Genomic DNA, 14,072 nt, shown 5'->3' on the forward strand with positions numbered 1-14,072 from the left:
GTATTTGGGCGTAATGCGATGAACTACGCCATATTCACACCTGCGAAGTCGACTATAGAATGCCTCTGCTTGGTTCTCATTAACTCCGTCAATCGTTGAAAATTCTTTAGCATGCTCAACCGTTTTGTGGTCATACCATTGCGATAGCCTTGCGTACGCTGCATTCTCGTCCGACATGATAAGTGTATCATCAGTAATATAACGTCTTGCCAAGGCTTCAGCGCTTGCACTATCCTCAGACATTGCAATTGAAACTATAGTACGCTTAGCACCTTTTTCCTTTTCAGGATAAATCTCTCGCATCACCATTACAATGCGCCGATTTTTTCTTCTCTCGATGTTTGATCTAGTTCCTGCGTAGCCATATTGAGGTGGCGCCTTCTTTTTCTTGCCACTCATTTGCTGCTCGACTTTATCAGCAATTGCTTGAGCATCTGGCTTTCGTCTAACATTTGGTTTACGAGGTTTTCCACCAAAATGCCCTCCATCAACATGCACCGTGCCACTCAATGGGCTAGCATCACGCTGCCGCAGTAAACACTCCCTTAATTTACCTACCAGCATATGTGCAGTCTTAACCTGAATCTTTAGCTTTGCGGACATATCTACACAAGAGATACCCTTAACAGAAGATGAGTATAAGAAGATTGCCATCAACATTTTTTTGAAGCTGAGTTTGTGATCTGCTAGAGGAGTGCCACTAGTAACGCTGAAACATCTATCACAATGCTTGCATCGCCATTGATTTCTGTTCTTACGGAAATAATGCTTATCTACTACACTGCACTCAGGACAGATTTGTTGATCTCTACTTTTCCAGCGCTGTTCTGCAAGAAACATAAGTGCTTCATTTTCAGAAAACTCAGCAATTTCAAAAAGGCTAAAATCTCTACGCTGACTTGATGATACATATGGCTGTGCCATTTACCTTACTCCTAAAGATAAATTCAAAATGGCGAACTAAGAAATTTGGACGTAAGAGTCCTCAGTCCCGATTAAGGGATTGCTTAGTCGCTTGATGTTGAGCGCTCTGCTGGATGCAGCGCGTGGGCGTACGGTTTCAGGCTGAGACAGTTAAATTGCCTCATGCTTGACAACCGAATTGATTTGGCACAGAATTTGAAATATCAAGCGAGTCAAAATTACTTGAAGCACTTCAAAAAAAGCCCTTATATCTCGTCAAAGATGTCGGGGCTTTGTGCTATCCAACGCCCACATTTAATCAGCTTGAATCAATGGGCATTTCTTCTCCTTTTTTCATGTTGTTTTCCATAAGCTCTATTCATTCCTTCTCCCTAAATATTGGGACTAAGTTTTTTTGATTGTTCCATTTTTAATAATGCCACCTCACGTTGCTCGGAAAGCCAAAGTGCAAGATCTTTAACCAACGCATATTTGCCTCTTCTATTCGGTAATGAAAATACTGGTATTGGTACAGTTTTACGTACCAATGACTGACGAAACGCATCCATAGAGGCGTAGCCTAAAGCTATTCGTAGGTCGTCATTTGAAACCATTGGACCATGCTGTAAGGTCAGCTCTTGTTCGAGCTGACTAGCTAACTGTTCTAATCTTTGGTTGTTCATAGCTATATTTGTCATGTCTGGTCACATATAAATGTTAGCAATATGTTTTGTTTTATACTAGAAGGTAGCTTTGGGCGAGTAACGTTACTCTAATCGGAATTTACAAGTGACTGATATTAAATATAAAGAAACTCAAAACCAACGTTTCCATGGGTCCTTGCGCAAGAATATGGTTGAAGCTACGGGACCAAAAAGAACAGAAATAGATGTTATTCGAACCGCTATTTGGTATGCCCAAGTGAAACAAAAATTATCAGCTAATACCGCATACGAAATAGAGCGAAAATTAGAGCCAAATGCGTTTGGATTCAATAAGTATCATGACGAATATCACACAAACAAATGGTCAAAATATCAAGTTGGAGAGCGGACACCGAACAAAGCTTTGATAGCTAGCGTCGATTGCCAACTATCAGGAACGCAATACCTAATAGATCATGTTTTGTGGAAATGCTTAAAAGTTGATATTAATGGTGCATTTGATGTGGACAGTTGGATTAAGGAATTAAGGCCAAATATTCAGCAAGTAATATTTGAAGACAGCTTCCCTAATGTTGTTGGTGGTGTTCGTCGTATTAAGTTCTCCGAAGTGCAGTTAAAAATGCTGGAGAGAAAAGCTGGAATTGAAGCGCTTGCTTGCCTAATGATTCTATTTCATGAGTCCTATTCAGAAGGAAATTATGAGAGAGCACTTGATATTGGTATCTCACTATATCGGGTACTACTAATAGCTTGTAATACTTTGCCCTTTAAACACTTTACGACGGAGTTATTTTACATCTTCGATAAAAAGGTTTTTTCTCAAATTGATGCAAATGGATTAGGGTTTCGTTTTGATGAGTTTAATTTTGTTGAGGCAGTTGAGTTATTAAATACATTATTGCTAGTTATCGAAGATAGCAATCAGTCAGTTAGTAGTTTAGATACCATGATAAAACTGATCGATGGAGGTCATGGCTTTGATATTATGTGTGTATTACGCGCGCCAATTGGCCCTGTTAATCCTGAGTCTAAATCCAATCAAAAGCTTAGTCAGAAATTTAAAATGCAAGAAAAGCTGCGTACTTGGGGAAGAGAAAACTTATCTTCGTCCAATAGAGCAAAATTTCCGCAGGCAAACCTCCACATAGTTTAACTTTGATTTGCAATCTGGCCATTTTATATTAGAAATAATCTATACTCCAACAGCTTGCCTAGGCTAATATATAGAAAATAATTTTCTATATAAAAATATGGCCAACGGATTTCGAATAGCAGCAAGAGCTCTGAGACAATTAGGCGCAGAATTAATCACGTCTGACGACGTTGCGTTAAATGAGCTTATCAAAAATGCATTTGATGCAAACTCTCCACGAGTTAAAGTTTTTATTTATGCACCTGCTGATTCTGCAATTATGCAGTTGATAGAAGAAAAACTTCAAAATGAAAAAATATCAAAAGAACAGGCGCGGAATGAGTTTTCTGATTGCCTAAACTCCCAACTTACCCTTGAACAACGTAGTAACTTACTTGCCCAGTTTAATGAGAATGCAATATCTAGAGAAGCTCTAATCGGTTTTCTCAATCATTTGAGAACGGAAGAATTTTTTATTGAAATATCCGATACCGGGATAGGGATGAGTCAGTCTGAGCTTATTAATTGTTTTTTAGTCATAGGTACTCCCAATAAGTTTTTGGCTAAAAAAAATGATAAGTCCTTAAGTTTGTTAGGTGAAAAAGGTGTTGGCAGGCTTTCTATGATGAGGTTGGGCAAGCAGGCAACTGTTAAATCTAAGCAGTCTGATAGTAATGGATGGAATAAAATTAATTTTGATTGGGGTCTTTTTGAAAATCCAGAATTATTTCTTGATGATATTGACATACCAGTTTTGGATGGTGATTTAGACGATTCTAATGTACATGGCACATCGATTTTAATTAAAAATTTAACTGCAAATTGGAGTGAGTCTAAAGTTCAAGGGTTTATCGACAAGTATATTAGAAGGCTACAGAATCCATTTAGTAAAGAACTTAAACCTTATCCAATTGATATTGTTATGAATGGTAGTAGACAAGTTATCAGGTCTTTACCCCCATGGCTCTCACAAAAAGCTCAGTTTGAAGCAACTATTATCTTTGATCCTAATGGTATTGAAGGTAGCGACCAAGTCCTAAGAAGGATGATTACTTGGAAAGGTAGTACCTCACCCGAGATTCGCTCATGGAATTTAAAAGAGCTAACGTCTAAGTTAGCTATAGCCGAAGAGGTATTCAGAAAACTTGGGCCAATACAAGGTAAATGTCTATGGTTTAATCGCCAGAGGATTGATGCCTCAATAGAACACTCTCGTAAACAAATAATTGATGAATTAAATTTATGGTGTGGTGGTTTTAGTATTTACCGAGATGGCTTCCGTGTAGGGCAGACAGGAGGAATGGAAGATGACTGGTTGGAATGGGACAGTGCGACCTTGAAATCTCAAGGCTATTCCCTTAATCGCTATCAGACTATTGGAAGTATCAGCATATCTTCTCGTAATAATCCATGTTTAATAGATGCAGCAAATCGTGAAAAGTTGATTTCATGCCCAGAACAGAATTTATTAAAAGATATTTTCGGTGATGTGATTTTAACTGACTTAAAAATGCATATCAGCGTCATTTTTGATGCAGAAGTTAAAGTTGCAATTGCTGAAGACTCTACTGAGGCTTCATTAAAGAAATCCCAAGACTCACTAAAATCTACAATTAGAACTCTTGATGAAATTACTAAAACAATATCAATTCCCACTTCTGAGAAACAAAAGTTTGCTGCAATCAAAGAGTCACTACATGAACAGGTTGAATACATCAAAACAATAAAAACCGCATTGACTATGGCAAAAGAAACTAAAGTAGAGCTATTGGAACTTGCTAATATCGGCCTAGTGGTAGAAATCGTAATTCATGAACTATCTAGACTAACTGAAAAGACTGGAGAGTTACTTCTTGAACTGAAGAAAGGTGGCGGCACGCAAAGTGGAATGGTGTCTATTATAGATAACTTACAAAGTCAAATTAAAGCCACCAATAAACGTATAAGAACAGTTGATGCAATGAGTCCTTCTGGCCGGCATAGAAAAGAAGAATATGATGCTGTAAAACAGGTTCAAACTGTTGTGACTGGATATAAAGCCAGGCTAGATAGACATGAAATTATATGTTCAATAATCTTGGATCAAGGAATTTCAAGCAAACCTTTTATAGTGAATATGGTAAAAGGATTAATTGCTCAGGCATTAGAAAATTTGATGTCAAACTCTATTTATTGGTTAAAACAGGACTTACGACCTGGGGATAACCAGCGTCAAATTACAATTGAAATTGATTCAAAAGCTTACACCATTATTTACTCAGATAACGGTCCTGGTATTGATCCAAAGAATGCTAATCAAATTTTCACACCATATTATTCGACTCGAAGAAAAGGTAAGGGATTGGGTCTTTATATAGCTAAAGAACTTGTGGAATATCATGGTGGAAAAATCTACCTTGATCCGAATCCTGAGACTGATGGTCGTCTGAGAACATTTACTATTGAATTACCAAAAGACTAAAAATGACTGAAAATACTAACGATATGGAAGCAGCAGTTATTGACGCTAACGTTCCTGCTCAACCTAATGTGTTAAAAAAAATAGCTGTCGTTGATGACCAATTATTTTCTCTCAAAAGGAAAGATTTGGCTGGATCTGATATTGATTTTTTTGAAGACCGGACAAGCGAAGAACTTGCAGAATTATGGGGGATTATCCAAAAACAGAAGCCATTTAATAGTCTTGAAGATACCAGCGACGACGAGATTCAAGCCTTTTTAAACACAGATGACTTTATTGAAGATGTTCTTTTATCAGAAGTGTTTGATGGTGAAGCTAGCCAGAATTTAAAACAGAAATTCGACCACTTTTTCATGTTGTCTACAACTGCGAAAAAGCATAAAGAGATCATAAAAAAAGTTTTCCCCACTTCAGAATTTGAAGTGGAATATCTAGGGGTTAGGCCTCAAAATCCAAAAGTATTACTTAATTATGAATTCATAATGTTAGATTTATTTATGAACGATAGTGTTACAACCATACAAGATTTAAAAGATTATCTTAAGAAGTTAGCAACCTCTGCTCGTACGTCTCCGATTCCACCAATTGTATTATTTTCGAGTAATCCCTCACTATCAGAAAATAGGAAAAGTTTTTCTAAGGCCGCAAAAATTAGTTCTGCAGGTATTTATATATTACTAAAAGCAGATTTATTAGATACGAATTTTGCAGATGTAGGCTTAGCTTTGATTTACAAACAACTAACTGCTCAAATTGATGTAGCTAACAAAATGCGTAACTTTATTAAAGCATGGGTTAGTGCACTTAATAATGCAAAAAGTCGTGCGGAAGAAAATTTATGGAATTTAGATGCTGGGGCTATGCAATATATTCACTATACAGCCGTTACAGATAATGACCCTTATGATGAACATTTAAGTGAGTTAATATCGAGAGAATATTCTTGGCATGTTGAATCAAATCCCAAAGTTCGTAGCACCTTATCTAAATTGGATAATAGTTTGTTTGATCATTTAGAGTCTGTAGATGGTAATAAGCAAATCAAAAATCATTTTGTAGTTCCAATGGAACAGAAAGATAGTAGAAATTTAATTTCTCATTTCACATGGTCAGGTCTAACACTACCTGAAGCATTTAATAACTTTCCCGAAAATAAGACCTTAATATCAATCAATAAACTTATCCCATTTGGGGCCTTATTAATCGATAAGAATTTTGCTGAGGCAGAAAAGAAAGTAGCATTAATTCATATTACTCAACAATGTGATTTAAATGACATTAGTCGTGGTGATTTTGACAAAAGCCTAACTTTTGTAATCGCAGAAGCAAATAAAGTTGAAAATCACAAAATCAGCCAATATAACTCACAAGATCTGGTAGCTAAAAGTTTAAAAATTAATGATATTGAATATGATTTTCAATTTATTAAAGGAAGATTATTATGTTTGCCGGTGAGACAATTTCTACAATATTCGAAAGAGCATGAATACAAAGTAATGGGTAGACTGCGACACGATATCGCATCACTATTTATGCAAGCAACAGTGAATGAAATGCTTAGACCAGCGTCTCAAAAATTAGATAGAAGCGTGGTAATTAAAGGGAAGATATATCTAAGGATTCCCAACTCAAATGAACCTATCCTTTTTGTTGAGCAAGGTGTAGAGAAGGTATTCCAATTATATAAAATTAAGTCTAATAGTTATAGTTTTTATGACAGCGACAGTAATGACATCGGAATGTGGTTGAAAGTACAAGGCAACCAATATAATTCTGATTTATTTAAAGACCTGGATGTTTATGGGCTTAGCCAAGCTTTGATGAAACCTCGAAAAAATGGAGCCATTGTTCCGAATATTGAGTTTAAAGTCATGCCTGAAAATTTAAATGAGGCTACTGCCAAAGCAAGAGGGGTTGCTACAAGACAAAACACTATAATTTTTATACTAATTATAGAGCCTGAATCTTGAAGTCATTTATGACAAATGGCACAAGACCCGCCACCTTCGTCTACACCATATATCTCGTCAATTTCCACGTTAATACGAATAGGGCGCAAGGGGTTTACAGGCCGACTCTTTAGCTCTCTATTTTTTCTAACTTCAAAGTCTTTAATGATCTGCTCTATCCGCTCAGGGGCTTCAAGCTGGATAAGTGACTCCCCTTGGCTCCATGTGAATGGAGAGCCATGTGCAAGAGCATCTTTCTCATAATTTTTTGCATCCTCAAATGCCTCTGGATGGATTTGTTTTAATCTAACCCATTCAATTTTTTGTTGAAAGAAACAAAACGTGCAACCACTTCTGCTACGCCAATCGTAATATTCCGGCCAGCCCACACCAGAGGAATCCAAGATATCGGATACCGCCATCTTATCTATCCCATTTTCCCTGAATGGTAGTTTCACAATTAAATTCTGGTGTTTAGATGTGTAGCCTTCTCGATAGTCTTCGTCAGATCGTATAGCCACATAACTTGTGACAGTATCCCCAGCATTCAACATCGGTCTAACCCATCGCTCAAATGGCAATAGTTTGAGCTGACGTGTGCACCAACGAGCTTGGGCAGAGGGTAAAAAATGGTTGTATTCACGTAACCAAAAATCAAAATCTCTAGTTGGGTTAAGTCTTAAGATTGGCTTTCCCAGGTAACCTTCAAGCTTACCTAAAAAATCATAGACCTCAGGAAGCTCCTTGCCGGTATCTGTAAAAAAATAATCAATGTCGAGTTCAGGAGCATGATGTCGCATAAAAATAGCAAGGGCTGCGCTGTCCTTACCTCCTGACAACCCAAGAACGTGTCGTTCAGCCATGGCTATTCCGCCTCATCTGCAAATTGAAGGCCTGCTTGAGCAAGTGCAGCTAAGGCAATTTCTGGAGATAAATCACGTAAGTTGAATTTTTCGGTGATTTCGGAGGCTAAGTTAAATACCATTTGCCTATCCCGATCATTAACATCGAACACTCTTGAATGCACACGAGCATCTGAACCAGATCCCAGTACAACCGCAAACGCAGATCTGGTTGGCGTACGATGTTTGACCGCCGCTAACGCTTCTACTTGTTTGAATTTGGTAGCCCAACCTTCAAGCTCCAGGTAAACCTCATTAATAGTATTGTCATTCCATTGTGACGGAGGTTTGTTCCCAGCTTGGCTTAAAATGCCCTCAAGACTAGCGAAAGACCCGTCATAACTCATGATTCTTGTCACAAAGCCATTGAATCTGAGGTTACCTGAGATATCCAAAACGATTCCTGCCCGACGGTTGAGTTCTTTAATGTCACCTTGAGCATCAAGTGCATCCATTAAATGTGAGCCAAGTTTATTAATCATATTTGCATAAGCTCTGAATAACTCTAATATCGGCGGCCCGATATGGGCTATATACTCTTCGGTCGTATCAGTATTAAACAAAATTGGCAAATCAATAAACAGTAATTTGTGCGGGTCTGAGGCGCGAAGTAGATGCTCGCGCAATTTGCTAGCATCCATACTTAAAGATGAGGTTCTTTGAGTCCATTCCGGCAGATTAAAAAAGAAGCCAACTAACCCTCTAGCCGTGTCCAATGGGTCTGCCATGGATAGATGAATCCCAGCTGCGCTCAAAGCATCAGCAATACCAATGAGTATGTCGTTTTTAGCAGCATCAATATAAATCTTTCTTAATGAGAATTTAGTCGGCTGTTGTAGGCAAAGATCCATGCTCGCATCATCAAACGTATGCTGAAAGATACCATTGTCGTAAATTGCAATTTGATCCCGTCGCGAGAGGATGTAAGCTGCGATCAATACGGGCATAACACCTTCTTTTATACCAAATGGTTCAGCTTTCCAATGTGCATATACATCACTCACCAATATGCGATCCGCCTCCGAAGAGAACAGTCGATCAGTCTCATCCCAAAGTGCTTTTAGATTAGCTGGATCACTATCAGTAGGCACTTGGATACGCCAAATGCCATCAGCATCCTGCCTGTGGAGGCCTGTCAAATTTAGTAATGTTTCATGCAGTCCACGCTCCGCAGGCCAACCTGTGAGTCCAAGATTCTCTTCGTTTTCATTTAGGATCATGCGATGCAATAAATCGCGGCGCGCTTTTGCTGCATTAGATGATAGCGAGTCTCTATTCACTAATTCGCTTTTGAGTTTCGGGGCGCTGTGGAATAACCGTGTAGCTAACTCAGAGGCGTGTTGAGATAGATTGATATGGCTCTTCCATTTATTGTCAATTAACCATTGAGCCTTATCCATGGAAGAACGTAATTCAGATTGCAGAGCAGAGCTAGTAGCAGCTATTCTCGCTGCTAACTCTCTTTTAGCGACTTGGTCGCCAGCAATTTCATGTGCACTAGTGTCAATCTGTTTGAGCGCCAGCAATTCCAAACCAAGATCGTTGATCTGTTGATAGTTCGTGGGGATGCCGAATACAATTTTGGAAGAAAGTGATTTGGCAGCCGCAGCAATTTTCTTTTGCACGATGGATTCACTGTCACTGACTTCAGGGATGACTAGTAGGAAACGACCGAAGCTGCCATCACATAATTCCTCGGGTTCGTTTAATGATTCTTCAAGGCTGATCAATGAGAAGTCCATCCATCGCAATGTCCCAGTTTCCTGGTAATGACGCTTGGCAACGATGGGGCGCAATCCCGCCATCGTTGAGAGTGTCGATGGCTCAAGCTTACCTAAACTATTACGTGATTGCTTTAAAGCAGCATCAATATCGAAATCACTGCCCTCAAAAATCCCCCATGCTTCTATGTGGCTACGGTAGATCGCCACTCTCCACTTAGAGAAACGCTCAAGAGCCGATTCAATAGACTCTTGAGATTGATCTGGATAGATCGTATGAAGCACTGGGACGTTAGGGTAAAGACCAGAATCGGATTTAAAGAGGTCAAGAATTGCAATACATTTCATCAACCCGACTTCAAATCCATCGCTTCTCGCTTGCACTTTTGTTACTGCTTCTACAGCCAGTGCCCAACGATGGCTATCAGACGACCCTATGATTGCGGATTCTAGGTTCGCACGTAAAAAATCCCAATAGTCAGCTGGTGTGTAGAGGGAGTCTTCATTCAAGCTTGTTTGTTGCAGAAAGACTTTAAATGCATGGGGTTCGCTTGATGTTAGAAACCCAAACGTACTGCGCTCATTCTGTCCAAACTGTCTTCTGGAGGCAGGACCTAAGATTGCAGCGACAGTTGGATGCAGTGGCCAGCAGGCATCAAGTCTGTCCCTGAATTCTTTGCCGATATTCGGGCGTCTTTTTTGAATCGCCTTGGCAACGACTTTTGCTGACTGTGCAGTCCAGTCGTGCGCTTGATCAGTTTGGATTGCTTTACCTATGAGCTCAACTACTTCATCGCTTGTAGAAATTAAAGGAATATCAGAATATCGGCCTTGAATCTTTGCCCATTCTTCTTTTGTATCTTGGCCCAGCTTATTGGCATATTGGCGGAATGCCTGATGCAAAATGCCAACCACGATTAATTTTGAATGGCCGCGTTGTGTATATTCTGCCAAGTCCTGGAAAAAGTGCAGGTCACCACCTGTTTGTGCGCAATACTCAAGAAACTTACCCATCTCATCAACGATAAGTAACAATCCATCTGAATCGTCTGATTTAGAAGCGCTTAATAAAGCATTTAGTACTTCTTTTTGATTCTTAGGATCAATATTTAGTTTCTTGCTATTAGCATTTAAGGCATTCCCGATTTCCTCTACAGGGTTTGCTTTCTTGCCAGTAATTGCAATGACACTCCAACCTTTTTTAACGGGAAATGCCTGATCAAACACTTCGAATATCTCAGGTGCTAGAGTTTCCCTCGCTTTGTTTCTCAAGACTACATCAGCCAATAAAGCTGAAGCTAATGTCAATGCTAGAGAGGATTTACCACCACCAAATGGGCCGGTCCAAGTAAATGCCCATTGCGTACCTGATACTTGGTTTGACATGTTTTCTAGAACCATCTTAGCCGTTTTGTGGCAGATATAACCCTCGAGTGCTTCTAGGCGTCCCAGATCGCTATCAATTCTAATAGCCCGTTGGTAATGCCGACCAATCCTTACATGGTGTATCATTGTGCTAGTCATATGCGCTCAATAAAAGCTTACTTTTTAAACTGTTTGTACTGTTCTGATCAAATATACGTCTTGTTATTTGGCGTATACCTGCGTGGTCAGACCAGACCAGTTGCCCATCGGTAGAATCTGAAAGGTGAATCAATCGCTCCGCAATTGAGTCTTCATCCAGCTTGAATACCAGTCCAGGAGATCCAGGACCATAGGCGATAGACTCAAATGCAAGTGATTTTTCGCTAGGAAAGTTTCTGTCCCAATATTCAAGTAGCGCGTAGATAAACAAACTGTCGGACAATGATGCTTTCGGCCCACGTGAAAATACAAAGCTACCATTCCCTTGATCCAAAATTAAACCCAACTCACCAAGCATGGGCTCAGCCATATCCTCTACCGAGTCTTCAGATCTAGGGCAGTAAGCTCTAAGGCAAGTTTCAATATCCCTCGTGAGCGTGCTTTCTGAGACTTTGGCCTTTTTGCTTTCAGCATATTTACTCAACTGCTGGTAAATATCGTCCTTGTTAAAAGTTAAGGCAGTAACATTATTGAAGAGCCACCAGCAGGTCGTAGCCCGATGCTTACCAATTGGTGAACCTGCTAACCGCCAATGAGCGAGCCAAGTGGTTGATGCATGCTCGCAATAGGGATCTAAGCCTCTAGAAGATAAGATATTAGCCCAATCTCCAGATATTTCATAACCACCTGAATTTATTGAATTTTCTTTAATAACTCCACATGCGAGTGCCCAATGTCGAATTGAGCTAACCATGTTTTTACCAACACCAAAAACTGCAATGGCCCGGTCTTGATTAAATACACTTTTATCAATCGACAATTGATCGGTAGTGCAATCAAATGCTTTTTTTAGCCACATCTGACGCAAAGGAAATGTCTCATGGCCAGAGAAATGTGGCTGATAAGTTGCATTGAAGATATAGTTTTCCATGAAAAGCATTCTACTGGAGACTCTCCCCAGCCGCAAGGAATTCATGACTGGACGAAGTCCCCAGTTAATACTGTTATTGAAAGCACAAGATGACATTACAACTACAGATTTTTAATAGAAAACAACTATGTATGCAAAATTAATTTAATGTAAGCAATTGAATTATATGAAATTAATTTCAGTCGTTGAGTGCTCCGCTTGAGTAAGTTATTAGATCTTCTAACGCTGGTAAATCATCTAAGGTCTTCGAAAATATATATTCTCTAATTTGGGGATTTATCAACCCAGCATATGGTCCAGCTCGCCTTAAATTTTTATTATTCTCATTTACATCATCTGTTAATGCACTAATAAGCTTTTGGTCATTCCCACCTATAAGTAACTTTACCCATTCATCCCATAAAACACTATTTGTACCTTGTGACCTCCATCGTACGATATTTGATAGACAAGTTTGGCGAATAATTGATATATCCACAGTAGCTACTATATATCTAGCCATAAGAAGTCCTCTTAATCTTGCCAACTCTTGTGGATGTATTGTTTTATTTGATTTACTCATTAAATTTCCTAAGTAAAAGTTATGTCTGACTCTTAAAAAGTAATGGGTATCTTATGCTAAAAAACCAAGCTCATCACCAATGGTCCATAAAAAATACCCGCATAAATGCGTGTATTTTTTAGCCTTACCAGTTTGAGAACTATTCAATAAGTTAATGCCTAATTGATTTGGGCAACAGATGGGTAAAAGCGACACACAATAAAAAAGCGGCTTTAAGCCGCTTTTTTATTGTAACAACTAATCTAGTTCTAGTTAGCTGCTTTCGCTTGCTCTTTATAGTATTCACGCACTGGTGTCATATCAAAATCACGCGCCCATTTGATAATTTCATCAAATGCTGGCGCGCCGATTTCACCCACTTGCGCATGGATACCAGCTTGTTCACGAATCACCAAAATACCTGGAATCTGCGTTACTTCAAAATACTCGCCAATTTCTGGGTCTGTTTCTGTGTTTACCATACCAAATACGATATCTGGGTTTTTCTCTGATGCAGCTTCAAATGTAGGCGTAAAAGCAACACATGGATCACACCATTTTGCCCAAAAATCAACAATCACAAAAGGATTGTTTTCTATCGTTTCTTTAAAATTAGCTTTGGTAAGTGCAATAACTGCCATAATTTTGCCTTTAATTGAATAAGGTAACACCTAAAGATAGCAGTTTATCAGAAGCCATATATTTCGTTAAGTTTTACGTTAACAATGCAGTTACTCGTTCAAACCTTTTACTGATTTACCCCATGTGGCTTCAAAGAAAAGTTCAGACAAAGGTTTTCTAACACGTTCTGCAGTCTCTCTCGCTAAAGTCTCGCCTTCTAAAGTTGCAATATCTGCTGGATAACCAACAGCAACCATTGCCATTAAAGTGTATTGCTCAGGAATCTTAAATTCACTTCGTGCTTTATTCGCATCAAACCCACCCATCTGATGTGCCATCAGGCCCATACTAGATGCTTGTAAGCATAAATTCTCAGCTGCAGCACCTGTATCGTATTGTGCCCAGCGATTGGCTTGCTGATTATGCCCGAACAAAGTATCCGCACAAATTAACAACAACAACGGCGCATCTTTCACCCAAGCTTGATTACCAGGGACAAGACAATCAAATGCCTGTTGCCAGGTCGTTGCATCTGAGCCTTTATTCCAGACAACAAAACGCCAAGGTTGATCGCCAAAACATGATGGCGCCCATCTTGCGGCCTCAAGCAAGGTAATCACTTGCGCGTGAGTAACACCTTTTGCTGCATCATAAGCACGACCACTCCAGCGATTTGAAAGCGTGGTATCAATAGGTGTTTGAGTAATAGCTGGTTTATGCAT

At 39.2% G+C, this 14,072-nt stretch carries 11 protein-coding genes; 3 read left to right on the top strand and 8 right to left on the bottom strand.

Going from position 1 to position 14,072, the window contains the following annotated elements; all coding sequences use genetic code 11:
• Together Q7U33_RS00005 and Q7U33_RS00010 are read right to left on the bottom strand one after the other, a co-directional pair.
• Window positions 1-924 (bottom strand): IS1595 family transposase (locus tag Q7U33_RS00005; protein WP_304857205.1); only part of this gene is annotated, 924 nt, incomplete at its 3' end.
• A 371-nt stretch (window positions 925-1,295) separates the two neighbouring features.
• Window positions 1,296-1,601 carry a hypothetical protein gene (locus Q7U33_RS00010; protein WP_304857207.1) on the bottom strand — a complete coding sequence of 102 codons (306 nt, stop codon included), beginning with the start codon at window positions 1,599-1,601 and terminating at the stop codon, window positions 1,296-1,298.
• Between the two features lie 91 nt (window positions 1,602-1,692).
• Here Q7U33_RS00010 and Q7U33_RS00015 point away from each other — a divergent pair, with 91 nt between their 5' ends.
• From Q7U33_RS00015 to Q7U33_RS00025, 3 genes are all read left to right on the top strand, one after another.
• Entirely contained in the window at window positions 1,693-2,721 is a 1,029-nt protein-coding gene (locus Q7U33_RS00015) for a hypothetical protein (RefSeq protein WP_304857209.1), read from the top strand.
• A gap of 97 nt (window positions 2,722-2,818) precedes the next feature.
• Window positions 2,819-5,161, top strand: a complete 2,343-nt coding sequence (locus Q7U33_RS00020; protein WP_304857211.1) for an ATP-binding protein — start codon at window positions 2,819-2,821, stop codon at window positions 5,159-5,161.
• Between the two features lie 2 nt (window positions 5,162-5,163).
• Window positions 5,164-7,131: a hypothetical protein gene (locus Q7U33_RS00025; protein ID WP_304857214.1), complete on the top strand. Its 1,968-nt coding sequence runs from the start codon at window positions 5,164-5,166 to the stop codon at window positions 7,129-7,131.
• Window positions 7,132-7,133: 2 nt separating this feature from the next.
• Here the strand turns inward: Q7U33_RS00025 and Q7U33_RS00030 are convergent, their stop codons facing one another.
• From Q7U33_RS00030 to Q7U33_RS00055, 6 genes are all read right to left on the bottom strand, one after another.
• A complete protein-coding gene (locus Q7U33_RS00030; RefSeq protein ID WP_304857216.1) occupies window positions 7,134-7,973 on the bottom strand; it encodes a phosphoadenosine phosphosulfate reductase family protein in 840 nt (279 codons plus the stop codon).
• Window positions 7,974-7,975: 2 nt separating this feature from the next.
• The gene (locus tag Q7U33_RS00035; RefSeq protein WP_304857219.1) at window positions 7,976-11,119 is read right to left on the bottom strand and encodes an ATP-binding protein; all 3,144 of its coding nucleotides are present in this window, start codon (window positions 11,117-11,119) and stop codon (window positions 7,976-7,978) included.
• A 130-nt stretch (window positions 11,120-11,249) separates the two neighbouring features.
• Window positions 11,250-12,188 carry a DUF4007 family protein gene (locus tag Q7U33_RS00040; RefSeq protein WP_304857221.1) on the bottom strand — a complete coding sequence of 313 codons (939 nt, stop codon included), beginning with the start codon at window positions 12,186-12,188 and terminating at the stop codon, window positions 11,250-11,252.
• Window positions 12,189-12,366: 178 nt separating this feature from the next.
• On the bottom strand, window positions 12,367-12,750 hold the full coding sequence (locus Q7U33_RS00045) for a hypothetical protein (protein WP_304857223.1): 384 nt from the start codon (window positions 12,748-12,750) through the stop codon (window positions 12,367-12,369).
• 248 nt (window positions 12,751-12,998) lie between these two features.
• Window positions 12,999-13,370 carry a co-chaperone YbbN gene (locus tag Q7U33_RS00050; protein ID WP_304857225.1) on the bottom strand — a complete coding sequence of 124 codons (372 nt, stop codon included), beginning with the start codon at window positions 13,368-13,370 and terminating at the stop codon, window positions 12,999-13,001.
• Window positions 13,371-13,460: 90 nt separating this feature from the next.
• Window positions 13,461-14,072, bottom strand: a complete 612-nt coding sequence (locus tag Q7U33_RS00055; protein WP_304857227.1) for a nitroreductase family protein — start codon at window positions 14,070-14,072, stop codon at window positions 13,461-13,463.

This window comes from Methylotenera sp. (assembly GCF_030653755.1).
Lineage (GTDB): Bacteria > Pseudomonadota > Gammaproteobacteria > Burkholderiales > Methylophilaceae > Methylotenera.

Excerpts from the sequence above, each read along its gene's own strand:
- Q7U33_RS00010 (WP_304857207.1), bottom strand. The coding sequence starts at position 1,601 with ATGACAAATATAGCTATGAACAACCAAAGATTAGAACAGTTAGCTAGT.
- Q7U33_RS00020 (WP_304857211.1), top strand. The coding sequence starts at position 2,819 with ATGGCCAACGGATTTCGAATAGCAGCAAGAGCTCTGAGACAATTAGGC.
- Q7U33_RS00025 (WP_304857214.1), top strand. The coding sequence starts at position 5,164 with ATGACTGAAAATACTAACGATATGGAAGCAGCAGTTATTGACGCTAAC.
- Q7U33_RS00030 (WP_304857216.1), bottom strand. The coding sequence starts at position 7,973 with ATGGCTGAACGACACGTTCTTGGGTTGTCAGGAGGTAAGGACAGCGCA.
- Q7U33_RS00035 (WP_304857219.1), bottom strand. The coding sequence starts at position 11,119 with ATGTCAAACCAAGTATCAGGTACGCAATGGGCATTTACTTGGACCGGC.
- Q7U33_RS00040 (WP_304857221.1), bottom strand. The coding sequence starts at position 12,188 with ATGGAAAACTATATCTTCAATGCAACTTATCAGCCACATTTCTCTGGC.
- Q7U33_RS00045 (WP_304857223.1), bottom strand. The coding sequence starts at position 12,750 with ATGAGTAAATCAAATAAAACAATACATCCACAAGAGTTGGCAAGATTA.
- Q7U33_RS00050 (WP_304857225.1), bottom strand. The coding sequence starts at position 13,370 with ATGGCAGTTATTGCACTTACCAAAGCTAATTTTAAAGAAACGATAGAA.
- Q7U33_RS00055 (WP_304857227.1), bottom strand. The coding sequence starts at position 14,072 with ATGCATAAACCAGCTATTACTCAAACACCTATTGATACCACGCTTTCA.